Below are 21,279 nucleotides of genomic sequence, written 5' to 3' on the forward strand. Positions count from 1 at the left end.
AATGCCCTCAGCATCAGCCGAGGGCATCGTCGATTCTCCAAGAAACACATCTGCCCGGACTGCAATCCGGCTACCGAACCTTAGGAGGTTCACTCTCATGAACGATCACGACTGGATCAGTACGATCGCGTTTCTCTTCCACCAATGTACAACACTGTGTATAGCCGGGTACACACTTCGTACCAGCGTTTCTACAGTTAGCGCTCCCGTTACGGTTCCCACCAACGTTCCCGTTCTTCGCACGGTCAACGCTCCCGTTACGGTTCCCACCAAGCGAATCACGTTGGAGAAGCTCAGAAGCGTCATCTCTGTTCTCCTGGACCTGAGCAAGCTTCTCGACCGGGGCCTCGCGTTCTCGCGTGGTATCGCCATCGCGTAAGCGTCCCAGCGAGAACGGCCCTCCTCCTTCGGGACGAGGGCCGTTCTTCGTTTCTACATGCCGTGCGCGCGGAGTCGCGCGTCCAGCGAAAGAAGGACGGCCTGTTGGGCGACGGCGATCATCGCGTAGTTGACGCCGTCCGGGACGACGGCGCCGTCCACCTCGCGCCACACGACGAACGGATCGAGCCGGGCGTCGGCGAGGTCTTCCGCGATGAAGCCGACCTCCTCGGCGACGACGTACTCAGGGCCGACGTAGTGCTCGAACGCCGGGTCGTCGCGCTTCCGGACCTCGTCGATGTAGTGGAACGTCTTCGGGTGGATGGTGAGAACGGCGGCGGGGTCAATCGTCGCGGGTGCCTCGTCTTGCTTGTACCGGCGAGACGACGAAGCGGTCCCAAGACGGCCGGTCGCGTTCTCTAGCCACGCGGCCACCCGTCCACCCGTGATGTTGAAGCCCGGCGCGTTTGTGGCGTAGAGGTCCTGGCCGCTGAGCGCGGTGGTCGCGGCGATCGCGGCTCCGGAGATGACGTTCCCGTCCGCAGCGACGTTGCCGTTCGCGGTCACGCTCCCGGAGGCAGTCACGTTGCCGGTCACATTCGACCCCGAGGGCGGGTTCGCGATGCGCTGGTCGATGTCCGCTCGGAGGTAGGTCTTGTCCTCGACGAGCGTGTCAACCTGGGCCGAGAGCTCCTCGACGAGGACACGGAGCCGCTCGATGGTCTGGCCGATCTGTTCGCCTGACGGGGCCTCCACAATCTGGAGGCGCCCCTCGATCCGATCGAGGATGTCGATCAGGAAGCCGAGGTCGGAGGGGGTGCTGGAACGAAAAGCCGCGGACTGGGGCATGGGGGAATCTCCTCGTGTCGATGTACGCCCTTTCGGCGCCACAGTTGCGGCCGTCGGGTTCGCGGGACTCCTCGTCGCCATCCTCCGGGGCGATGAGGTGCGGGGCATCCTCACCGACCTCATCCGTCGCGCGCTCACGGCGAACGGTTGAACGGTGCGTCGATGTCGCCGTGCGCTCCGCTCCGAGGACGGCTCCGTCACGGCGGAGTTCGCCGTCGTGGTCCCAGCCGTCGTCCTGGTGTTGGCGATGGGGCTCTCCGCCATCCAGGTGGGCCTGACCCAGCTCCGCGCGACCGATGCCGCTGCCGACGCGGCCCGCAGCCTGGGACGCGGCGAGGACGGTGGGACGGCGGCGGGCCGGGTCTCGCAGATGTTGCCGGGGGCGACCACCGCCAGCAGCTCGGAGGGTGACCTCGTCTGCGTGCAGGTCGACGCCGCAGGTGGTTCAGGCCTCGCGGCGCTCATCCCGATCTCGGTGTCCTCCTGCGCCCTGGCCGGCGGACGATGAGGCACCGCCACGGCAGGCTCGGCTTGGCCGGGTTGCGCGACGAGGCGGGCGCAGGGTCGGTGCTGGCGGTGGGCGTCATGGGTGCGCTCGTCGCGCTCCTCCTCGCCACCCTCCCCGTGGCGACACTGCTCGCCGGGCATCAGCGGGCGGCCAACGCGGCGGACGCAGCCGCGTTGGCCGCCGCGGACACCCTCTCCGGACGCGTCGCGGGCTTCCCGTGCGACACCGCGCGCATGGTCGCATCCCGCAACCAGGCCACGCTCGGGGCCTGCACCATCGAGGGGGAGACGGTCGTCGTCGACGCCATCGTCGAGACCCCGATCGGCACCGTCACGGTCGCGGCGAGGGCGGGCCCGCCGCCGGACGCCGCAGGGCGGCCGAACGGCGCACCCGGAAACGCACCGTATTAAGAGGTACCAGTGCGACAGGTCAGGGCTGGTCGGATCCGGTCGTGAAGACCGCCTCCAGGAAGCGGTAGTCGACGGCACTCGGTGCTCCCGAGTCGTCGTACTCCTCGCCGGTCGTCCGGGCGTACCGGTAGACCTTGCCGGCCGTGCCACTCGGCACGTCGACGGTGGGCTTCGGCGATCCCTGATCGGTGAGCGGGGCGCTGATCGTCTTGCCCTCCAGCGGACCGTCGGTCAACTTCACGGTGTAGTTCGTCTGGGTACTCATGGGACACATTCTGCTCCCAACGCCGCAGAACGCAAGGGGATGGACACCCGAGTGGCCCGCCTCCCGATTGGACAAGCCTGCCGTGCACGTGTGTATGGTGTCGCTGATGGAAGGAGCCTCGTGGCAGGCAAGAAACTCGTGATCGTAGAGTCACCGACCAAGATGAAGTCGATCGCCGGATACCTCGGTGACGATTACGAGGTGTTGTCCTCGGTCGGGCACATCCGCGACCTCATCGAGCCGAAGAACCTTCCCGCCGAGCTCAAGAAGGGCTCCCTCGGCAAGTTCTCGGTCGACGTCGACAACGGCTTCGAGCCGTACTACGTCGTCTCGGACGCGAAGAAGAAGACCGTCGCGGACCTCAAACGCGCCCTCAAGAACGCCGACGAACTCCTCCTCGCGACTGATGAGGACCGCGAAGGCGAGGCGATCGCCTGGCACCTCCTGCAGGTCCTGCAGCCCAAGGTCCCGGTCAGCCGCATGGTGTTCCACGAGATCACCAAGGACGCCATCCTCGCCGCCAAGGACAAGACGCGCCCCCTCGACACCGACCTCGTCGACGCCCAGGAGACCCGCCGCATCCTCGACCGCCTCTACGGGTACGAGATCTCCCCGGTGCTCTGGCGCAAGGTCGGTCCCGGACTGAGCGCGGGACGCGTGCAGTCCGCCGCGACCCGACTCGTCGTCGACCGTGAGCGTGAGCGCCTCGCGTTCCGCGCCGCCTCCTACTGGGACGTCATCGCCCGCTTCCTCCCGGGCGAAGACGCCACCGGTGCACCCTTCACCGCCCGCCTCGTCCGCCTCGACGGCGACCGCGTCGCCACCGGCCGCGACTTCGACGACCTCGGCCAGCTCAAGGGCAGCGCCGTCCCGCTCGACGAACAGCGCGCCACGGCGCTCGCCGCAGCACTCGAGCAGTCGAAGGCGACCGTCCTCTCGGTCGAGTCGAAGCCGTACTCGCGTCGACCGGCAGCGCCGTTCACCACCTCGACGTTGCAGCAGGAGGCGGGCCGGAAGCTCCGGTTCTCCGCGCGCCAGACGATGAGCGTCGCGCAGTCGCTCTACGAGAACGGCTACATCACCTATATGCGTACCGACTCGCCGTCGCTGAGCAAGCAGGCGATCGATGCGGCGCGCAAGCAGGCGGCGTCTCTCTACGGAGCCGAGACGGTTCCGGACAAGCCGCGCCTCTACAGCGGCAAGAGCAAGAACGCGCAGGAGGCGCACGAGGCGATCCGGCCGTCCGGAGACACCTTCCGCACCCCGTCGTCGCTCTCCTCGACGCTCCGCGGCAACGACTTCAAGCTCTACGACCTCATCTGGAAGCGCACCGTCGCCAGCCAGATGGCCGACGCCAAGGGCTCGACCGCGACGATCACGCTCGAGGCCGCGACCGAGGTCGGCCGCGCCGAGTTCACCGCATCGGGTACCGTCATCACCTTCCGTGGCTTCCTCGCCGCGTACGAAGAGGGTCAGGATGAGGACCGCAACTCCCAGGAGGACGCCGCCGAGGCGAAACTGCCACCGCTGGCCGAGGGGCAGCAGCTCGGTGTCGCCGACCCGGAGGCGAAGGGGCACGAGACCTCGCCGCCCCCGCGGTACACGGAGGCCAGCCTCGTGAAGCGCCTCGAGGAGCTCGGCATCGGCCGCCCCTCGACGTTCGCGTCGATCATCTCCACGATCATCGACCGTGGTTATGTGACGCAGCGCGGCCAGGCGCTCATCCCGAGCTGGGTGGCGTTCAGCGTCGTCCGACTGTTGGAGGAGTACTTCGAGGAACTCGTCGAGTACGACTTCACGGCTGAGATGGAGAACGACCTCGACCGCATCGCCGGAGGAACGGTCGATCGTGTCGACTGGCTCAAGGGCTTCTACTTCGGAGACGACGCCGGTCGTGGCCTCCGCCAGGTGATCGACAACCTCGGCGACATCGACGCTCGTCGGATCAACTCGATCGTCATCGACGACGGGGTCACGCTTCGGATCGGCAAGTACGGCCCGTACCTCGAGGTGACACCGGACGGCCCGCCGCCCGCCGAGGGCGAGGAAGGCCCCACGCCGCGACGGGTCAACCTGCCCGAGGATCTCGCGCCGGACGAGCTGACCCCGGAGAAGGCGCACGAACTCATCGACGCGCCCGTCGTGGGCGATCGCGTCATCGGCCTGAACCCGGCCACCGGCAAGGAGATCGTCGCGAAGGACGGCCGGTTCGGCCCGTACATCACGGAACTCGACCCGGAACCCGAGGCGGAACTCTCCGTGGACACGGCGACCGGCGAGGTCACCGAGCCGGCGGCCGGCGCGAAGAAGAAGGCTCCTGCCAAGAAGAAGGCAGCGGCGGAGAAGCCCCGCACGGCGTCGCTCTTCAAGTCGATGGACCTCGCGACGATCGACCTCGAGACCGCACTCAAGCTCCTCGATCTGCCGCGTGTCGTCGGCGCGGACCCCGAGTCCGGTGAGGAGATCCTGGCGCAGAACGGCCGATACGGTCCCTACTTGAAGAAGGGCACCGACACCCGGTCGCTCACCTCCGAGGACGACATCTTCACCGTCGACCTCCCCGGCGCGGTCGAGCTGTTCGCTCAGCCGAAGTACGGCGCCCGGAAGGCGTCGAGCGCGCTGAAGGAGTTCGAAGCGGACCCGGAGAGCGGCAAGCCGATCAAGATCAAGGACGGCCGTTTCGGCGCCTACGTCACCGACGGGGTGACCAACGCGACGATCCCGCGCGGCGAACAGGTCGAAGACGTCGACTTCGAGCGAGCGGTCCAGCTGCTCGCGGACAAGCGCGCGAAGGGCCCGGCGAAGCCGAAGACGACCAAGAAGGCTCCGGCGAAGAAGGCCCCTGCCAAGAAGGCACCCGCCAAGAAGGCCACGACAGCCAAGGCGACCACGGCGAAGGCCACGACGGCGACGTCGACGGCGCGGTCCGCCGCGGCGAAGAAGGCGGCCGCGACCCGTGCTGCCAACAAGGCGGCTGCGGCGAAGGCCGACGCCGTCACGTGAGCGAGGGAGCGCGGCCCCGAGGGTTGTTCATCACCCTCGAGGGCGGAGACGGTGTCGGCAAGTCGACGCAGGCGAGCCTGCTGAGCGACTGGTTCGAGCAGCAGGGTCGCACCGTCGTCCGCACCCGCGAACCGGGCGGGAGCGATCTCGGGGTCGAGATCCGCGAGATCGTGCTGCACCATCGCGGCGACATCTCCCCGCGCGCCGAGGCACTGCTGTACGCCGCGGACCGTGCCCACCACATCGCCACCGTCGTGCGCCCGGCACTCGCCCGCGGCGAGATCGTGTTGCAGGACCGCTACCTCGACTCCTCCGTCGCCTACCAGGGCAGCGGACGGGTCCTCGACGCCGCGCAGATCCGGGGCATCTCGCTGTGGGCCGCGGAGGACCTGCTCCCCGACGTCACCGTGCTCCTCGACCTGGACGTCGCCGCAGCCCGAGGTCGGCTCGACAACGCCAACAAGCGGTTCGACCGGCTGGAGGCTGAGGCGCAGGACTTCCACACCCGCGTGCGCGAATCGTTCCTGGCCCTCGCGGCAGCGGAACCGGAGCGGTTCCTCGTCGTCGACGCCGCGCTGCCGCCCGAGGAACTCGCGGCCGACATCCGCGAGCGGATCGCGCCACTCCTCTGATCAGACCCGGTCCCTGAGCCTGTCGAAGGGCGGCCCGGTGTCTGGAAGCGTGAGCTCGGCACTTCGACAAGCTCAGTGACCGGTGGGCGGCTCAGTGACCGGTGGGCGGCTCAGTGACCGGTGGGCGGCTCAGTGATCGCCCGTCGGCTCGGATACCCGCACGACCGCCAGCCGCCGTCGGTGGCGCCCGGTATCGTTGACCCATGGCTTCCTGGACCGACTTGACGGGTCAACGCGACGCGATCGAGTTGTTGCAGGCCGCGTCGGACCCGGTCGAACCCAAAGGCCTCACCCACGCCTGGCTCATCACCGGTCCGCCCGGTTCCGGCCGGTCGACCCTGGCCTATGCGTTCGCTGCGGCACTCCTCAGCCGAGAGCCCGGGGGAGACGACGTCACCCGTCGGCAGGTCGAAGCGCGCACCCACCCCGACCTCTCCGCGCTGAGCACCGATCGCGTCATCATCACGATCGACGAGGTCCGCGACCTGGTCCGCAACGCCTACCGTGCACCGTCCGTGGCCCGTTTCCGCGTCATGGTCGTGGAAGACGCCGACCGCATGACCGAGCGCACGTCCAACCTGCTGCTGAAGTCCCTCGAGGAGCCGCCCAGCAGCACGATCTGGGTCCTGTGCGCGCCCAGCGAGGCGGACCTCCTGCCGACGATCCGGTCCCGCGTGCGCTCCGTCCGGCTCGGCGTGCCGACCATCGACGACGTCGCGGAGCTGCTGGAACGACGCGACGGCGTGGCGCACGACATCGCGGAGCGCGCGGCCCGTGAAGCTCAGAGCCACGTGGGGATGGCCCACCGTCTGGCGACCGATCCCGGAGCCCGGCAACGTCGTGAGTCCACTCTGCGGGCCGTCCTCGACATCCGCAGTGCCGGTCAGGCCGTCGTCACGGCCGGGCGGCTCCTGGAACTCGCCGGCGACGACGCGAAGGCCTACACCTCGCTGCGCGACGAGGCCGAGCGCGAGAGCACGCTGCGGTCGCTCGGCGTCGAGCCCGGCCAGTCCGTCCCTCCCGCCCTCCGGTCGCAGGTGCGGGCGATGGAGGAGGACCAGAAGCGGCGCGCGACACGGAGTCTCCGCGACGGGCTCGACCGCATCATGGTCGACCTGCTGTCGCTCTATCGCGACATCGTGCTCCTCCAGCTGGGGCACGACGCCACGATCATCAACCGGGAATTGCGTCCGGAACTCGAGGATGCCGCTCGGCGGACGACGCCGGCGGTTACGATCGATACCTTGGAGGCGATCTCCGTCGCCCGAACACGAATCGAAGGGAACGTCGCCCCGGCGCTGGCCTTGGAGGCCATGCTCGTGTCGGCGGTCCGGTAGGGAGCCTCTGTGACTTCGCCCAGGCAGCAGCCGTCGGCCTCGATGGGACCGGCCGGTGGATCCCGCCGCAGCGGTCCCCGTGCGCGGCGGACGGCACGTGTCGCGCTCGTCGCCGGTCTCGCGGTGGCGGCCCTCACGCTGAGTGGGTGCGTCACGGCGTTCCTGCCCCCGAAGGCCGCCGAACCGACGCCGTCGTCGTCGGCGGCGACCAGCGACGTCGCTGCGGAGCTGAAGCCCTTCTACGAGCAGGAGCTCGACTGGAAGACCAGTGGGTGCGTCGACGGCTTCGAGTGCGCCACGGCGAAGGCGCCCATCGACTGGGACAACCCGTCCGACGGCGAGCTGTCCCTCGCGCTCGTGCGCCACCAGGCGACGAACGGCAAGCCGATCGGTTCGCTCTTCATGAACCCCGGCGGGCCGGGCGGTTCCGGCTACAGCCTCGTCGCCGACAGCCTCGACTTCGCGGTCGACAAGGACCTGCAGGAGAACTTCGACGTCGTCGGCTTCGACCCTCGTGGTGTCGGCAAGTCGACGCCCGTCACCTGCCTGAGTGATTCGGAGATGGACGCGTACCTGTACGACGTCACGCCGGGTGAGCGCGGCTCCGACGAGTGGATCGCCGCCAACGAGAAGGCCGCGAAGGACTTCGGCGACGCCTGTGCGGAGGAGACCGGCAAGATGCTCGAGTTCGTCGACACGCAGAGTGCCGCGAAGGACCTCGACATGCTCCGGGCGGCCGTCGGCGACAAGCAGCTCTACTACCTCGGCTACTCGTACGGCACCTTCCTCGGCGCGACCTACGCCGAGCTCTTCCCGAAGAACGTCGGGCGCCTCGTCCTCGACGGGGCGATCGATCCGTCGACGTCGAACTTCGAGGTGGTGAAGGAGCAGGCCAAGGGCTTCGAGAGCGCGCTGCGCGCCTACCTCGAGGACTGCATGTCGGGGACGGACTGCCCGTTCTCCGGTTCGGTCGACGACGCGATGGCGGAGATCAAGAGCCTCCTCGACCAGGTGGACGCGAGCCCGATCCCCGCTGACGACGGCCGTGAGCTCGGCGGCAACACGCTGCTCACCGCGATCATCTACCCGCTGTACCAGGCCGACGCGTGGCCGTACCTGAGTCGGATGTTCGACGAGGTCATGCAGGGCGGCACGGACATCGCGTTCCAGTTCGCCGACGGATACAACGGTCGCGGCGACTCCGGCAAGTACACCGACAACCAGACCGAGGCCTTCAACGCGATCAACTGCCTCGACTACAGCTACGACGACGACAAGACGAAGATGGCCGACGAGGCCAAGGGACTCGAGCAGGCCGCTCCGGTGATCGGCGAGTACATGGCCTACGGCGACACGTTCTGCGCGAACTGGCCGTACCAGACGAGGACCGAGCGTGGCGAGATCCATGCGAAGGGTGCCGCTCCGATCCTCGTCGTCGGAACCACGAACGACCCGGCCACGCCGTACGTCTGGGCGCAGAACCTCGCGGAGCAGCTCGACCAGGGCCAGCTCATCACCTACAAGGGTGAGGGGCACACCGGCTACAACAAGGGCAGCGACTGTGTGAACCAGGCGGTCGACCAGTACCTCATCGATGGCACCGTCCCGTCGAAGGACCCGATGTGCAGTTGATGGCGGGACCTCGATGACCATGACGGTGCCGGCCGAACTCGGGCTCCGCGAGCGGAAGCGCCTCGCGACGCGTCGGGCGATCCAGCACGCGGTGTTGACGCTCGCGGGGGAGCACGGGCTCGAGAACGTGACGGTCGAGGAGGTGAGCCGGCGGGCGGAGATCTCACCGCGGACCTTCTTCAACTACTTCGGGACGAAGGAGGAGGCGCTGATCGGCGACATCCCGTTGATCCCCGACGGCGACGCCCTCGAAGCCTTCCTGACCGCGGGCCCGGCGACCGACGTCCTCACCGATCTCGGCGAGTTGTTGGCCCGGACGGTGGGCGATGCCGACGAGGACGTCGAGATCCACCATCTCCGCAAGGACGTGCTGCGTGATCACCCGCACCTCCTCGGGGCGCGGATCGCGAGCATGCGCGGTTTCGAAGAAGGTCTGTACAAGGTCGTCGAGCGGCGGGTGCTGAACGACGAGCCCGCGCTCGCGGGTGACTCGGAAGCCCTCTTCGATCGGTGTTGGATGATGACGATGGTGGGATTCGCGGGGCTCCGCCATGCCTGGCGTTGCTGGGCCGATGCGCCGACCCCCGGGTCGCTCGCGGAGCGGATCCGTCGTTCTTTCGCCGAGCTGTACACGACCGTGCAAAAGCTGCGCTAACATGGATACTCGTGCGCCGGGCGACCAGCGCACGCGCCGCCCTAGCTCAGTCGGCAGAGCATCTCACTCGTAATGAGAAGGTCAAGGGTTCGATTCCCTTGGGCGGCTCCACCAGTATCACCCGGCCGTTGCCCTGGAAACCCCAGGTCAGCGGCATTTTTCTTGCCCACTCACAGGCCCGTCCGACAGGCCGAACTGGGCGACAGCTGCCGGCTAGGCGCGAAAATGTAGCAACGCGTGTAGCAACGCATGTAGCAACGACCCCGCGAACGGCAGTGAACAACGGCGAACGTGCATGGTCATTCCGGTCCTACAGCGGGGGAGTCGAGCGCGGCATTCATCGCGTCTGAGGCGTTCCGCAAGGTCGTCGGTGCGACGTGCGAGTAGATGTCGGAAGTGATCGCCATGTTGGCGTGGCCGAGTATTTCCATGACCGTGCGCATCTGCACACCTTGGGCCAGCAGGAGCGACGCGCAGGTGTGACGCATGTCGTGAAACCGGATTCGGCGCACGTTCGCGGCGGCGATCTCCTTGTCGAAGCTCCGGCGGAGGTTGCTCGGCTCGATGGGGGTACCGGTCCGTGTCGTGAAGACGAGCCCGGAATCGACCCAGGCATCGCCGGCCGCGCGCTGATCCGAGAGTTGGTTCGCGGCTCGAGTTCTGAGCGCAGCGATAGCTCGAGCCGGTAGGGGCAGCGTCCGCCGCGATCGCGCGGTCTTCGTCGGTCCGATCGAGATCCCTTGACCGGTTCCGGCGCGGTGAGCAGTCTGTCGGATGCGGAGCTGTGTTCGCTCGGCGTTGATGTCTGCCCAGCGCAGGCCGAGCAGCTCTCCCCGGCGAAGTCCGAGCGTCAGCGCGAGAACGTAGAGCTCGGCGAATTGTGAGTCGCGGCTGGACTCCATAAAGGCGGAAGTCTCCTCCGCTGTCCACGGCTCCACTTCCTGGTGCTCGATCTTGGGAGCGCGGACGAGTGCCGCGACGTTACGCCCGATGTGCTGCTCGCGGGCTGCTTCGGCGAGGATACTGCGGAGCACGGCGTGAGCAAGCCGCACGGTGTGGGCCGAGACGCCCGTGCGCGCGATGTTGGAGTGCATTTCGCGGACGTGTTGTGGCGTCAGCTGTTCGAGTTTCTTCGTGCTTAGCGATGGGAGCACGTGTTTCTGCAGAACCCACTCGTAGTTGGCCCTGGTGGTCGGGCGGAGCACGCTCGGTGCGATGTGGGTGAGCCAGTGCTCGGAGTAGGTCTTCACGGTCCAGCCCGAGACCGCGGTTGGGACGCCGGCGTCTGTCTGGGTGATGAGGTCGCGGAGCTTGGCGGCGACCTGCGCTTTGGTGTGTCCATAGACGGTGCGGCGCTTTCGCGCTCCGTTTGCGGCCAGCACGTACGCTGCGCCAGTCCACTGGCCGTCGTCGCGCTTGTAGATCGAGCCCTCGCCGTTTGCGCGCTGACTCACGCCTGGTCTTCACCTGCGAGCTGCCGAGCAAAGCGGCGCAGTGCGGCGACGGGGATGCGTCTGGCTCGTCCGATCTTGACGCTGGATAGGTGGCCGAGTCTCATGAGGTCATAGACCGTGGAGCGTCCCACTCCGAGTGATTCTGCTGCCTCTTCGGCGGTGAGCAGGAGCTTGTCGATTGGCATGATGATCCGATCAGTCATTGGCCGCCAGAGCGGGCGCCCCGTGACTCCTCTTGTCGGGAGGCTCGGCAAGCGGCGGACCCCGACGGATCGTGCTGTCTTTCGGATCGGCTGGGTCCGTGAGGAGCGAGCCTCCGCTTCTCTGACGGAGCGCGCGGTGCGGGGTGCTCGAGAGTCGGCTCGGGCAAGCGCCGAAAGGCGGCAATGGCTGACGTCGGCACCGGGGCATCGACGAAGCGGTTGCAATCACATCGAGCGGCAACCGAACTGGACGTCGTTGATGTCCGTCAGTCGCTAGTGGTGATCGCCGAGACCTTCGGCTGGACGCGCCTGACCAAGCATGGCCGCCGCAGAGCGACGGAGGATGTGGGCTGTCAGGGGGTCATCGATCTCCCGCATCGCAGCGTGCGCATTCGTGCCGTCAATGAGCGCTAAGAGCTGCCACGCAGCCTCGCTCGAGTCCTCGACCGTGAAGTCGCCCGCACGCATTCCCTGCTCGATCAGATCACTGAGCAGGCGATGCCATCGCTCGGATTGCTCGCGCAGTTCTATGCGGAGCTGAGGGTTGCGTCTTGCGACCGCCCAACTCTCAACCCAGACGAACGCGCTGGCCGCGTACTCCGCCTCCGGCGAAGCCCCGAGCACAGTGTCGAGCTTCTCAACCGGATTCGACAGCGCCGCCAGAGCGTTCGCGGTCTCGGCGTACTCCTCGGAGGCGATCGTCGCATACGTCTTTGCAACGAGCTCGTCCAGAGAAAAGTAGTGCGTAACGAGGCCTGCGGCGATGCCTGCACCGGTCGCAACGGACCGTACCGACAACGCACCGAGCCCCTCGTCGCGAGCGATCTGAACGGCGGCGCGGAGGATCTCAGTGGCCCGTTGTTCGGGCGACAACCTGACACGTACGCGTGAATCCTTCGTTGACATGCCCCCATAGTCTCACTACGCTCACCTTATTGTTCAGCTGTTCAATAGGCGACGGAGGCTTTGAGATGAGCAAGAGCGACATCGGGATCGACACCGCGGGACACATCGAGGTCGGCGGGATCGACTACATCGCGGAATCTCAGCGCCACGGACGCCCCCTCGGGCTCTTCGGAATCTGGGCAGCAGCGAACGTGACCTACCTCTACATCGTCTACGGCGGACTCTTGGTCATCCTTGGACTGCAGGTGTGGGAAGCGCTCGTCATCTGCGTCGTCGGCAACCTGTGGTGGTTCGCGGTGGGGTGGGTTGCGGTATCAGGGCCGGCTTCTGGTACTCCAAGCGTGATCATCATGCGAGCGATGTTCGGGCTCCGTGGCAACACGCTGTTCGGTGCCGGGCTCGGCGCCGCAATCGCGATCCTCTTCGTGATCCTCAACGTCACCTTCGCCGCGCTCGCATCGAACGCACTCCTCACCGCGCTCGGTCTCGACGTCACACCGGTGGGTTCCTTCTTCCTACTGCTCGCCGTGGCCGCACTCAGCCTCACGCTGAGCGTGTTCGGCCATGCGACGATCGAACGCCTGAGCCCATACATCTCCGGCGCCGTGGGCGCGTGTTTCCTGCTCGCCGGAGTGTATGTGCTCAAGGCCGCGGATTGGGGCTTCCAGTCACCCGCACTCGGTGGGTGGGAGCGCATCGCGCTGTGGCTGGTGGGATTGACGATCATCGCCTCTGGACCGCTCTCCTGGGGAACCAGTGCCGACTTCTCCCGATACCTCCCGACACGAAGCTCGAGCAAGGCCGTGGTCATCTGGACGGCGCTCGGCGGCATCATCCCGTCTGTGCTCCTCGGAGCACTCGGCGTCGTCGCAGCAACCAGCATCGACATGAACGATCCCCAGACCGCCATCGCAACCATCCTGCCGACATACTTTTACCCGATGTTCCTCGCAGCAGTGATCGTTGGAAGCATCGCGAACAACGCCCTCACCGCATACTCCGCGGGTCTCTACGTGCAGACCTTCGCTCCACGTATGCGCCGTTGGGTGATTGTGTTGCTCGTCGGAATCGTCTGCGTGGCCGCGGCGGCCTACCTCGCTTTCCTGGCCCCTGATCTCCTCGAGACGCTGAACTACCTCATCGAGATATCCGTGGCAGTGATGGGCCCGCTCCTCGCCGTGTACGCGACCGACGTCGTCCTGCGCCGGAACCGGTACAACGGACTCGAGCTGAGCCGGACCGATCCTGACAGCCCGTTCTGGTTCCGCGGAGGATGGTCCCTACCGGGCACGGCGGCCATGCTGATCGCCACCACCGTGGCACTGCTGATGGTCAACACCACCCTGTACATCGGTCCGATCGCGGCGGCTCTGGACGGCGCGGACCTGTCCTCCATCGCCGGGCCGACTCTTGCAGCAGTGATTTACTCGACGCTCTGGACGCACGAAGACCGATCCGCCAAGCACGACGCGCTCGGAGCCACCGCGTGAGCCTTCCTGTCGTCGACCACTGGTTCCGTATGCGCGACGTCGCGCCGGGACTGATACAAATCGACGAACCCTACGCGCACGAATTCGTCCGGGGCAACATCTGGTGGCGGCAAGGTCACGACCGCGACCTCATCGTCGACACCGGTCTCGGTGTCGGCTCGCTGAAGCAGGCACTCGAAGCGGAATCGCACGCTCAAGGTCGTCTGTGGCGAGAACCGATCGTCGTCCTCACGCACGGCCACCTCGACCACGCGGGTGGAGCTGCCGAATTCGACGACGTTCGCGCGCACCCCGGGGATACTCCTGCAGCCGTCACCTCGCTTCACGCCCCTACGTTCGCACGACAACTCGGCGCCCCTTCAGACCCGTCGATGCCCAGCGACATGTTCGTCACAGCTTCGCCTCGCACCGGGTGGGATCCCGCCGTCCATGATGTCGGCGAGATCACCGTGACCGCCGTCGAGGACGGCGACGTGATCGATCTCGGCGACCGGCAGTACGAAGTACTCCACCTTCCCGGACACACCCCGGGTAGCCTCGCACTCGTCGACCGGGCAAACCGCGAACTGATCTCAGGAGACGCGGTCTACGACGACTACCTCCTAGACGGTCTCCACGAGTCAAACCAAGACGACTACCGCGTCTCGATGAAGCTCCTGGCGGCGCTCGAGGTCGATGTCGTCAGGCCAGGCCACGGCGCATCATTCGATCGCTACGTGCTCGACCGCATCGCGCGGGCGTACCTGGCCGGAGGACCGTGATGCCGCATCTCCCCTCGCGCTCGTACCGCCCTCGAGCGTTCCTCGGACGGACCACACCATGAACACCTTCACCCTCCGCAGCACCAACGGAGTCCCCGCGTCTCCCGCCCGGGTCGATGCTGGCGACCGCTTCCCGCTCCGCGTCGCGGTCGTCCAACACGCCTGGAACCCGGACCGGGACGAGCTCGTCGCCGACCTCGACGCGGCTATCGGGATGGCAGCCGGAGCCGGGGCCCGCATCGTCTTTCTGCCGGAGCTCACCCTCAGCCGCTATCCGGCGGACGAGCTTCCGATGGGCCGTGCGGACGTCACGGCGGAGTCTCTGTTCGACGGTTCTACAGTGACGTTCGCCCGCGCGGCCGCGGCCCACCACAACGTCTTCGTCCACGCCTCGTTGTACGAGGCCACCGGCGACGTCACCGGTCGAGGCTTTGACACCGCGGTGATCGTCGCACCTGACGGCTCACTCGTCGCCCGGACGAGCAAGCTACACATCCCTGTGACCGCGGGATACTACGAGGACCAGTACTTCCGCGAAGCACCGGCCGCAGGACGTGAGGGTACCGGCGGAGATGGCACCGGTCAGACGACGCCCTACCCTGTCTACACGCTGGACACGCTCGACGGGGCACGCATCGGACTGCCTACCTGCTGGGACGAGTGGTTCCCCGAAGTCGCCCGCGCCTACTCGCTCGGCGGTGCCAATATTGTCGTCTATCCGACACCGATCGGGTCCGAGCCCGATCACCCCGACTTCGATACCAGACCGCTCTGGGAGCAAGTGATTGTCGGTAACGGGATCGCGAACGGTCTGTTCATGGTCGTGCCGAACCGCACGGGCTCGGAGACGCGCTCTGATGGCAGTGCAGGCAACACGTTCTACGGCTCGTCATTCATCAGCGACCCTTACGGTCGTATCCTGGCGAGCGCCGGACGGGACGAGCAGGTCGTCCTCGTCGCGGACCTGGAGCTCGAGCAGCGACACGACTGGCTGAACCTGTTTCCCTTCCTCCGCACCCGTCGGCCCGACACATACGGTGCGCTTGTCGAGCCGGTCAATGCAGAGGCCTCCGTATGAGCTGGACGATGCGACCCGAGAGGGCACCACACGAACGCACGTGGATGGCCTGGCCGACGAGCGGCTACACCGTCGGCGACACCATGGAAGCAGCTGAAGAGGCCCGACAGACCTGGGCTGCGGTCGCCAACGCCATCGTCGCCTTCGAGCCTGTGACCGTCGTCGTTGATCCTCGCGACATCGATATGCTCGTTCGGCGACACCCGTGATGACGAAGCTGCAGCCATCCTCGCGGCCGCATACCCAGGACGGACCGTCGTTCAGGTCGATGGACGGCCGCTCTTCGCCAGAGGCGGTGGCATTCACTGCACCACCCAACAACTACCAGCCCTCTAGCCGCAATGGGCGGCGTACCAGTGACGGACTCGTGATCCGCAGATAGCTCGAAGCGCCCGATGAGGAATTCCTCAACGGGCGCTTCGGCTTGAGCCGCTCTGACGACAGGTCCCACCACGTGGTCGTCGTTCTGCCGACGTCGGGTCTCGGACAGCCGCGATTCCGACGGTGGGCGCGACGTGCGCCTACTGTGCCAGGTAGCCGCCGTCGACGGGGTAGTACGAGCCGGTGACGAAGCTTGCAGCATCGCTTGCGAGGAAGGCGATCACGGCTGCCACCTCGTCGGCCTTACCGAGTCGTCCGATCGGGTGCTTGCTCTCCGTGTATCGAAGCGCATCGGCGTCCATCTTGCCTTCGACGAACGGGGTGAGGATGAAGCCAGGACCGACAGCGTTGATGCGAACGCCCTGCGCGGCGTAGTCGAGCGCGGCGGCTCTGGTGAGTCCCAAGACGGCGTGCTTTGAGGTGATGTATGCGCTGGACATGGCAACGCCGATGCTGGAGCCGATGGAGGCGGTGTTGACGATCGCGCCCCCGCCGTTCGCGACCAGCGCTGGCAGTTGGGCCCGCATCCCGTTCATCACCCCGGTGACGTTGACTGCGAGGACGTCATCCCAGGTCTGCGCGGGATACTCGGCGGCTTGAGCAACTGATCCACCAACCCCTGCGTTGTTGATGGCGATACCGAGCGGTGCGAGCTCGCTAGCCTTGCGCACGGCCTCGAAGGCGTGCTCCGGGTCGGTGACATCTCCGACCAGACCCACGGCAGAGCCGCCGGCAGCGATGATCTCATCGACCACGGTGTGGAGGAGTTCGGCGTTGATGTCAGTGACAAGAACGGACGCTCCGTTCGCGGCAAGCAAGTGAGCAGCGGCCCGGCCAATGCCGGATGCGCCTCCTGTCACGATTGCGGAACGGTTGGCGACGTCGTATGCGGCCATGATGTGCTTCTTTCTCTAGGGGTGATTTGCGTGTCAAATGGAGGTCTGCGTGAACGAACTGCCCACGATCGTTGGAAAGAAGGCGTCTGTTCTTCGGGATTGAGTCGTTATACGGGAAAGGTGACGCCAGTGAGTTCCTCGGACACGGACCACAGTCGGCGCTGTGTCGTCAGGTCGTAGGAGGCGGCGCTTGACGTGACCAGATGAGGGTGTCCGCGGGTCTCACGCATGCGGTCGGGGCCGTAGTACTGGCCGCCGAGCACGCTTGCATCAGTCGCGGCACGCAGAGTGGGTAGTGCGCCTCCAGCAGCGCTCTGAGCAAGCAAAGGCTTGACGGCGGCCGAGGCGACTCGCGCGAAAGCGGGCAAGTTCTGGGTCAGCTCGGTTGAAGCGTTGCCCGGGTGGGCGGCAACGGCGATGGTGCTGCCCCGTTCGGCGAGGCGGCGCTGTAGCTCGTAGGTGAACATCAGGTTCGCCAGCTTGGCCTGACCGTAGGCGGCGACCCGGTCGTAGGTGCGGTCCCACTGCAGGTCGTCGAAGTAGATGTCCGCTCGAATGCGGTGGCCGTAGCTGCTGACCGTCACCACGCGGGAGCCCGGCACGGGCAGGAGGTGGTCGAGCAGTAGACCGGTCAACGCGAAGTGGCCGAGGTGATTGACGCCGAACTGCAGGTCGAATCCGTCGGTCGTCTTCTGCTGCGGTGTGTACATCACGCCAGCGTTGTTGATGAGTAGATCGATCCGCGGGTGTGCAGACCGGAGCTCGGCGGCCGCTGCGTGCACGGATGCCAGGGAGCCCAGATCCAGCTTTTGCACCGTGACGCGGGCGTCGCGCACCTGGTCGGCGATCCTCGCCGCAGCTTCCTGGCCCTTGTTGATGTCGCGGACGGCGAGGACGACGGCCGAGCCGTGGTCGGCGAGGGCACGGGCTGTTTCGAATCCCAGCCCGCTGCTGGCTCCGGTGATGACGGCGACCCGTCCGTCCTGGCGAGGAATGTCGTTCGTGGTCCATGGGGTGGTCACGGGGTAGCTCCGATGTTTCGTGGTCGATGGGTTGTGCTGCCACTATAGGACACACGTGGCACTCAGTGCCACACATGCCGATGTAACGATAGGGTGGTACACATGACGGAGTCCACCCCCATCCCCGTGCGTGAACGAGCGCGACGGGCAATGCGTGCCGAGCTGGCGATGCTGGCCCAGGACCTGTTTGCAGCCAAGGGCTACGAGCAGACGACGATCGACGACCTGGTCGCTGCTGCCGGCATCTCCAGGCGCACGTTCTTTCGCTACTTCACCTCGAAAGAGGACCTCATGCTGGGCAAGTACGACGCCTGGTCGCAGATGCTCGGTGAGGCGCTCGCTGCGCGGCCCGCTGAGGAGCCGATCTGGGAATCGCTGCGGCGGTCATTCGACGTCGTCGTCGAGCACTTCGAAGACGCGACACTGGCGGAGCGGGCACTCGCGATCGAGTTGATCATCCACGACAACCCCGCCTTGAGCGCGGGGGAACTCGAGAGGATCTCGCGCGTTCAGGGCGATCTTGCCGAGCTGGTGGGGGAGCGCATCGGCCATCGACCGGGCACCGACCCGCGCGCGACGGTCATCGCCGGCGCGGCCCTGACCTGCGTGGTCGCCGCGAAAGACCTCTGGATGACCACCGACCGGGGTCGGCCGTTCGGAGTGTTGCTCGACGAGGCGATGGGGTCGCTCAAGCCAATCTGAACGCCATCGTTCCAGCCGAGCGGCTGATACCGACGCGGCGCGTCTCAGACGCTCGCGGGAGTGGCCGGTCCTGCGCCTTCTGCGAACAGGTCTTGATTGCCGCTGGAAGCCGTGGCCGGACGACGACGTCGACGTCGCCGGCGGCGTCGGTGCGGCTCCTGCGTCGAATCCCACCTCGCCGACCGCGGCCGCGAGCACTCGCGACCTCGGTCGGCGAAGTCGTGTTCAGTGCGCAGTACTGGTCGGCGCGCCCACGTTGAGGGTCACCTGGACGGGGTCGAGGTCAGGAGCCGTCACGTCGACCGTGATGGTTCCCCTGCCAGTCGGGCGGACGATCGCGAGGAGGCGCCCGTCGAAGGTTGTGAACTCCTGAGCGTCGAACTTCTCCGTCGTGTCGGGGCGCGCACTGCCGAGCCCTTGCAGGGTCCCTGCGCCGCTGACTTCGACCCTGACGGCACGGTCGACATTGCTCGCGAGGGTGCCGTGTTCGTCGTGGAGCTCGACGGTGATGAAGCTGAGGTCCGAGGAGTCGTCGAGGAGCAGGTCGCGATCAACGCTCACCGCCAGCTGCAGCTTGGTGGAGGCGGTGAGGAGGCTTGTCCGGCTGACCGTCTCCCCGCCAGTGATCGCGACGGCGGTGAGTTCGCCCGGCGCATACGGCACCTCGAAGGTGGATCGATAGCGGTTGTCGCGACCACTCGGGGCCCGTCCGATGCTGTCGCCGTTCAGCAACAGTTCGACCTCGTCGGCGTCGCTGTACACCTCGACGGTGATCGGCGAGCCGACCGCGACGTCCCAGCTCCAGCTGGCGATGCTGTCGGACCACGTCCATGGGCTGGCCTGCTGATGCGTGCCGCGCGGGTGGGGGCGCTGCACGGCGATGAAGGGCTCGTGCCGCAACCCGAAGACGATCTCGCGGTAGTACGAGGCGGGGCGCCGTAGTCCGGTGATGTCGATGTCCCCGCACCATGCCGCCAGCCACGGGTAGGGAGCTGCGAACAAGGGGGCCTCGTCGTCAGAGAGGTACTGCATGCGTCCGATGCCGGCTTCGCCCAGGTAGTCCCAACCGGTCCAGGTGAAGTCGCCGATGACATGCGGGTTGTCCTGCACCAGCTGCCAATTGGTGTCGATGTTCGTGGGGAACGTCTCGGTGCCGACGATGATGCGGTTGGGGAATGCCGTGCGGTCGGCGGCGTACCGGGAGTCGCCGTAGTTGAGGCCCGCGACATCCACGATGGCGAACGATTCTGCGGTCTTCTCCGTCACGATTTCGGAGGAGTTGATTACGCCCATGAGGTCGCCCGCAGCGTTCACTCCACCTGGGGCGCTGCCGTCGTCCTGCGCACCCATGAGTGCGGCGATGTCCGTGAGGACGGAGACGAATCCGTTGATGCTGTTCGTGAGATACCTGGTGTCGTCGAGCGAGCGAATCTTCTCGGCGATCTTGCGTCCCCACCCAGATCCGAGTGGGGTGCCCGTCTCGGGGATCTCGTTACCGATGGAGTAGAAGATGACGGAGGGGTGGTTGAAGTCCTTCGCGACTAGTGCCTCGACGTCACGCTCCCACCATTCGGGGAAGGACAACGAGTAGTCGAACGTGGACTTGCCGACGGTCCACATGTCGAAGGTCTCGTCCATGACGAGCATGCCGTGTCGGTCGCAGGCGTCGAGCATCGCTTGACTGAGCGGGTTGTGAGAGCTGCGGATGGCGTTGAATCCTGCCTCTTTGAGGAGTTGCACGCGTCGCTCTTCGGCGCGACCGATCGAGGCAGCGCCGAGGATGCCATTGTCATGGTGGATGCACGCGCCGCGGAGCTTCACGGTCGTCCCGTTGATCCGCAGACCGTCATGAGGGTCGAGCTGCAGGGTGCGAATACCGAAGACCGTCTCACGTTCCTCGGCGGTGACCTCTCCGTCGAGCACAGTGCTGACGGCCGTGTACAGGGATGGGTGGTCGACGTCCCAGAGCTCCGGGGAGGCGACGTAGAGTCGCTGACGGACGACGGATGTCGACCCGGCTCGGATGGTGAGCGGGGCTGTGTCGGAGGTGACGGCGCGTCCGTCCGGGGCCCGGAGGACCGTGGTGATCGAGCGGTGAGCGGTCGCGGTGCTTTCGTTCTGGACTGTGGTCATGACTTCGACGACGGCGCGGCTCGCATCGATGTCGGGGGTCGTGATCTGCGTGCCGGTCGGGGTGAGGTGGACGAGTTCCGTGACATGCAGCACTGCGTCGCGGTGCATGCCGACGCCGGTGTACCAACGAGAGTCCTCGTGCGCGCGCGATTCCACGCGGATGGAGTTCGACTCGCCGTACTTCAGGTAGGGGTCGAGCGGAACGAAGAAGGTCGAGTACCCGAACGGGCGCTGGGCGGCGAATACGTCGTTGACGTAGACCATCGCATCGCGATGGACTCCTTGGAGCTCCAGGGTCGCGCGCTTGTCCCGGTACTCCTCAGGGACGTCGAGCGTTTTGGTGTACTCGACGCTCGCGCTGGGGAAATAGCCGGTGTGAGCGGAGCGACCGGCGTCACCGGAACGGTCCCGGTGGATGAGTGCGTCGTGTGGTAGCCGGACGGTGACTGCCTCCGCGGACGCACTCTGAAGAGCCTCGAAGATGCTCTTGTGCTCGCGGACGCTCCAGTCGTCGTTGAATGAGGTGGTCGTCATGATTGCTCCTTCGTCTGGGGCAGTCGCCCCGGGTGGTGGTCGGTGTCGCA

At 66.5% G+C, this 21,279-nt stretch carries 22 protein-coding genes and 1 tRNA gene; 15 read left to right on the top strand and 8 right to left on the bottom strand.

The annotated features are described in order from the left end of the window. Positions 1-432 precede the first annotated feature (432 nt). Positions 433-1,227, bottom strand: coding sequence for a tail fiber domain-containing protein (locus QRN26_RS15700; RefSeq protein WP_285037483.1), 795 nt, complete (start codon positions 1,225-1,227; stop codon positions 433-435). Here QRN26_RS15700 and QRN26_RS15705 point away from each other — a divergent pair. Genes QRN26_RS15705 through QRN26_RS15715 form a run of 3 tightly spaced genes read left to right on the top strand, consistent with a single transcriptional unit; the run spans position 1,226 to position 2,145 of the window. Then, positions 1,226-1,378 (top strand): DUF4244 domain-containing protein, encoded by a 153-nt coding sequence (locus QRN26_RS15705; RefSeq protein ID WP_502927645.1) that lies wholly within the window; start codon positions 1,226-1,228, stop codon positions 1,376-1,378. The genes QRN26_RS15700 and QRN26_RS15705 overlap by 2 nt on opposite strands. Before the next feature lie 3 nt (positions 1,379-1,381). Beyond that, the gene (locus QRN26_RS15710; RefSeq protein WP_285037484.1) at positions 1,382-1,735 is read left to right on the top strand and encodes a TadE family type IV pilus minor pilin; all 354 of its coding nucleotides are present in this window, start codon (positions 1,382-1,384) and stop codon (positions 1,733-1,735) included. Continuing rightward, positions 1,732-2,145 carry an Rv3654c family TadE-like protein gene (locus QRN26_RS15715; protein WP_285037485.1) on the top strand — a complete coding sequence of 138 codons (414 nt, stop codon included), beginning with the start codon at positions 1,732-1,734 and terminating at the stop codon, positions 2,143-2,145. The genes QRN26_RS15710 and QRN26_RS15715 overlap by 4 nt, the downstream gene beginning before the upstream one ends. 19 nt (positions 2,146-2,164) lie before the next feature. On the opposite strand, the gene QRN26_RS15720 is transcribed toward QRN26_RS15715, so the two are convergent. Next, complete coding sequence (locus QRN26_RS15720) at positions 2,165-2,410, bottom strand: DUF8847 domain-containing protein (RefSeq protein WP_056014545.1); 246 nt, start codon at positions 2,408-2,410, stop codon at positions 2,165-2,167. A gap of 120 nt (positions 2,411-2,530) precedes the next feature. Between QRN26_RS15720 and topA the strand changes: the two genes are divergently transcribed. From topA to QRN26_RS15750, 6 genes are all read left to right on the top strand, one after another. Continuing rightward, complete coding sequence (gene topA, locus QRN26_RS15725) at positions 2,531-5,413, top strand: type I DNA topoisomerase (RefSeq protein WP_285037486.1); 2,883 nt, start codon at positions 2,531-2,533, stop codon at positions 5,411-5,413. Further along, positions 5,410-6,045, top strand: coding sequence for a dTMP kinase (gene tmk, locus QRN26_RS15730; protein WP_285037487.1), 636 nt, complete (start codon positions 5,410-5,412; stop codon positions 6,043-6,045). The genes topA and tmk overlap by 4 nt, the downstream gene beginning before the upstream one ends. 203 nt (positions 6,046-6,248) lie before the next feature. Continuing rightward, positions 6,249-7,382 carry a DNA polymerase III subunit delta' gene (locus QRN26_RS15735; protein WP_056014551.1) on the top strand — a complete coding sequence of 378 codons (1,134 nt, stop codon included), beginning with the start codon at positions 6,249-6,251 and terminating at the stop codon, positions 7,380-7,382. 9 nt (positions 7,383-7,391) lie between these two features. Next, positions 7,392-9,014: an alpha/beta hydrolase gene (locus QRN26_RS15740; protein WP_350223928.1), complete on the top strand. Its 1,623-nt coding sequence runs from the start codon at positions 7,392-7,394 to the stop codon at positions 9,012-9,014. A 13-nt stretch (positions 9,015-9,027) separates the two neighbouring features. Further along, complete coding sequence (locus QRN26_RS15745) at positions 9,028-9,669, top strand: TetR/AcrR family transcriptional regulator (protein ID WP_056776292.1); 642 nt, start codon at positions 9,028-9,030, stop codon at positions 9,667-9,669. Between the two features lie 35 nt (positions 9,670-9,704). Next, a tRNA-Thr gene (locus tag QRN26_RS15750) sits at positions 9,705-9,780 on the top strand. Between the two features lie 188 nt (positions 9,781-9,968). On the opposite strand, the gene QRN26_RS15755 is transcribed toward QRN26_RS15750, so the two are convergent. From QRN26_RS15755 to QRN26_RS15765, 3 genes are all read right to left on the bottom strand, one after another. Beyond that, positions 9,969-11,123, bottom strand: coding sequence for a tyrosine-type recombinase/integrase (locus QRN26_RS15755; RefSeq protein WP_285037488.1), 1,155 nt, complete (start codon positions 11,121-11,123; stop codon positions 9,969-9,971). Continuing rightward, positions 11,120-11,308, bottom strand: coding sequence for a helix-turn-helix domain-containing protein (locus QRN26_RS15760; RefSeq protein ID WP_056014792.1), 189 nt, complete (start codon positions 11,306-11,308; stop codon positions 11,120-11,122). Before QRN26_RS15760 ends, QRN26_RS15755 begins: the two co-directional genes overlap by 4 nt. 291 nt (positions 11,309-11,599) lie before the next feature. Continuing rightward, positions 11,600-12,232, bottom strand: a complete 633-nt coding sequence (locus QRN26_RS15765; RefSeq protein ID WP_082498806.1) for a TetR/AcrR family transcriptional regulator — start codon at positions 12,230-12,232, stop codon at positions 11,600-11,602. Between the two features lie 65 nt (positions 12,233-12,297). On the opposite strand from QRN26_RS15765, the gene QRN26_RS15770 reads away from it, so the two are divergent. From QRN26_RS15770 to QRN26_RS15790, 5 genes are read left to right on the top strand one after another with little or no spacing between them, the layout of a single operon-like run. After that, on the top strand, positions 12,298-13,722 hold the full coding sequence (locus QRN26_RS15770) for a purine-cytosine permease family protein (RefSeq protein ID WP_285037489.1): 1,425 nt from the start codon (positions 12,298-12,300) through the stop codon (positions 13,720-13,722). 29 nt (positions 13,723-13,751) lie between these two features. Next, entirely contained in the window at positions 13,752-14,483 is a 732-nt protein-coding gene (locus QRN26_RS15775; RefSeq protein ID WP_056014567.1) for an MBL fold metallo-hydrolase, read from the top strand. Positions 14,484-14,541: 58 nt separating this feature from the next. After that, positions 14,542-15,561: a nitrilase-related carbon-nitrogen hydrolase gene (locus tag QRN26_RS15780; RefSeq protein ID WP_285037490.1), complete on the top strand. Its 1,020-nt coding sequence runs from the start codon at positions 14,542-14,544 to the stop codon at positions 15,559-15,561. Positions 15,562-15,569: 8 nt separating this feature from the next. Further along, the gene (locus tag QRN26_RS15785; RefSeq protein WP_200936470.1) at positions 15,570-15,770 is read left to right on the top strand and encodes an agmatine deiminase family protein; all 201 of its coding nucleotides are present in this window, start codon (positions 15,570-15,572) and stop codon (positions 15,768-15,770) included. After that, positions 15,727-15,897, top strand: coding sequence for an agmatine deiminase family protein (locus tag QRN26_RS15790; protein WP_082498808.1), 171 nt, complete (start codon positions 15,727-15,729; stop codon positions 15,895-15,897). The genes QRN26_RS15785 and QRN26_RS15790 overlap by 44 nt, the downstream gene beginning before the upstream one ends. Before the next feature lie 185 nt (positions 15,898-16,082). Here QRN26_RS15790 and QRN26_RS15795 read toward each other — a convergent pair whose 3' ends face one another. Both QRN26_RS15795 and QRN26_RS15800 read right to left on the bottom strand, forming a co-directional pair. Then, on the bottom strand, positions 16,083-16,838 hold the full coding sequence (locus QRN26_RS15795) for an SDR family NAD(P)-dependent oxidoreductase (RefSeq protein WP_056014579.1): 756 nt from the start codon (positions 16,836-16,838) through the stop codon (positions 16,083-16,085). A gap of 107 nt (positions 16,839-16,945) precedes the next feature. Continuing rightward, positions 16,946-17,860 carry an SDR family NAD(P)-dependent oxidoreductase gene (locus QRN26_RS15800; RefSeq protein WP_056014582.1) on the bottom strand — a complete coding sequence of 305 codons (915 nt, stop codon included), beginning with the start codon at positions 17,858-17,860 and terminating at the stop codon, positions 16,946-16,948. Positions 17,861-17,962: 102 nt separating this feature from the next. On the opposite strand from QRN26_RS15800, the gene QRN26_RS15805 reads away from it, so the two are divergent. Continuing rightward, entirely contained in the window at positions 17,963-18,562 is a 600-nt protein-coding gene (locus QRN26_RS15805; RefSeq protein ID WP_082498809.1) for a TetR family transcriptional regulator, read from the top strand. Positions 18,563-18,787: 225 nt separating this feature from the next. Here the strand turns inward: QRN26_RS15805 and QRN26_RS15810 are convergent, their stop codons facing one another. Then, positions 18,788-21,229, bottom strand: coding sequence for a glycoside hydrolase family 2 TIM barrel-domain containing protein (locus tag QRN26_RS15810; protein ID WP_285037491.1), 2,442 nt, complete (start codon positions 21,227-21,229; stop codon positions 18,788-18,790). Positions 21,230-21,279 lie beyond the last annotated feature (50 nt).

Source organism: Plantibacter sp. ME-Dv--P-095, assembly GCF_030209365.1.
Lineage (GTDB): Bacteria > Actinomycetota > Actinomycetes > Actinomycetales > Microbacteriaceae > Plantibacter.

Coding starts and splice junctions, on each gene's coding strand:
- QRN26_RS15780 (WP_285037490.1), top strand. CDS start 14,542: ATGAACACCTTCACCCTCCGCAGCACCAACGGAGTCCCCGCGTCTCCC.
- QRN26_RS15720 (WP_056014545.1), bottom strand. CDS start 2,410: ATGAGTACCCAGACGAACTACACCGTGAAGTTGACCGACGGTCCGCTG.
- QRN26_RS15805 (WP_082498809.1), top strand. CDS start 17,963: ATGACGGAGTCCACCCCCATCCCCGTGCGTGAACGAGCGCGACGGGCA.
- QRN26_RS15745 (WP_056776292.1), top strand. CDS start 9,028: ATGACCATGACGGTGCCGGCCGAACTCGGGCTCCGCGAGCGGAAGCGC.
- QRN26_RS15810 (WP_285037491.1), bottom strand. CDS start 21,229: ATGACGACCACCTCATTCAACGACGACTGGAGCGTCCGCGAGCACAAG.
- QRN26_RS15775 (WP_056014567.1), top strand. CDS start 13,752: ATGCGCGACGTCGCGCCGGGACTGATACAAATCGACGAACCCTACGCG.
- QRN26_RS15735 (WP_056014551.1), top strand. CDS start 6,249: ATGGCTTCCTGGACCGACTTGACGGGTCAACGCGACGCGATCGAGTTG.
- QRN26_RS15700 (WP_285037483.1), bottom strand. CDS start 1,227: ATGCCCCAGTCCGCGGCTTTTCGTTCCAGCACCCCCTCCGACCTCGGC.
- QRN26_RS15705 (WP_502927645.1), top strand. CDS start 1,226: ATGGGGGAATCTCCTCGTGTCGATGTACGCCCTTTCGGCGCCACAGTT.
- QRN26_RS15770 (WP_285037489.1), top strand. CDS start 12,298: ATGAGCAAGAGCGACATCGGGATCGACACCGCGGGACACATCGAGGTC.
- QRN26_RS15760 (WP_056014792.1), bottom strand. CDS start 11,308: ATGCCAATCGACAAGCTCCTGCTCACCGCCGAAGAGGCAGCAGAATCA.
- QRN26_RS15765 (WP_082498806.1), bottom strand. CDS start 12,232: ATGTCAACGAAGGATTCACGCGTACGTGTCAGGTTGTCGCCCGAACAA.
- QRN26_RS15795 (WP_056014579.1), bottom strand. CDS start 16,838: ATGGCCGCATACGACGTCGCCAACCGTTCCGCAATCGTGACAGGAGGC.
- QRN26_RS15785 (WP_200936470.1), top strand. CDS start 15,570: ATGCGACCCGAGAGGGCACCACACGAACGCACGTGGATGGCCTGGCCG.
- QRN26_RS15715 (WP_285037485.1), top strand. CDS start 1,732: ATGAGGCACCGCCACGGCAGGCTCGGCTTGGCCGGGTTGCGCGACGAG.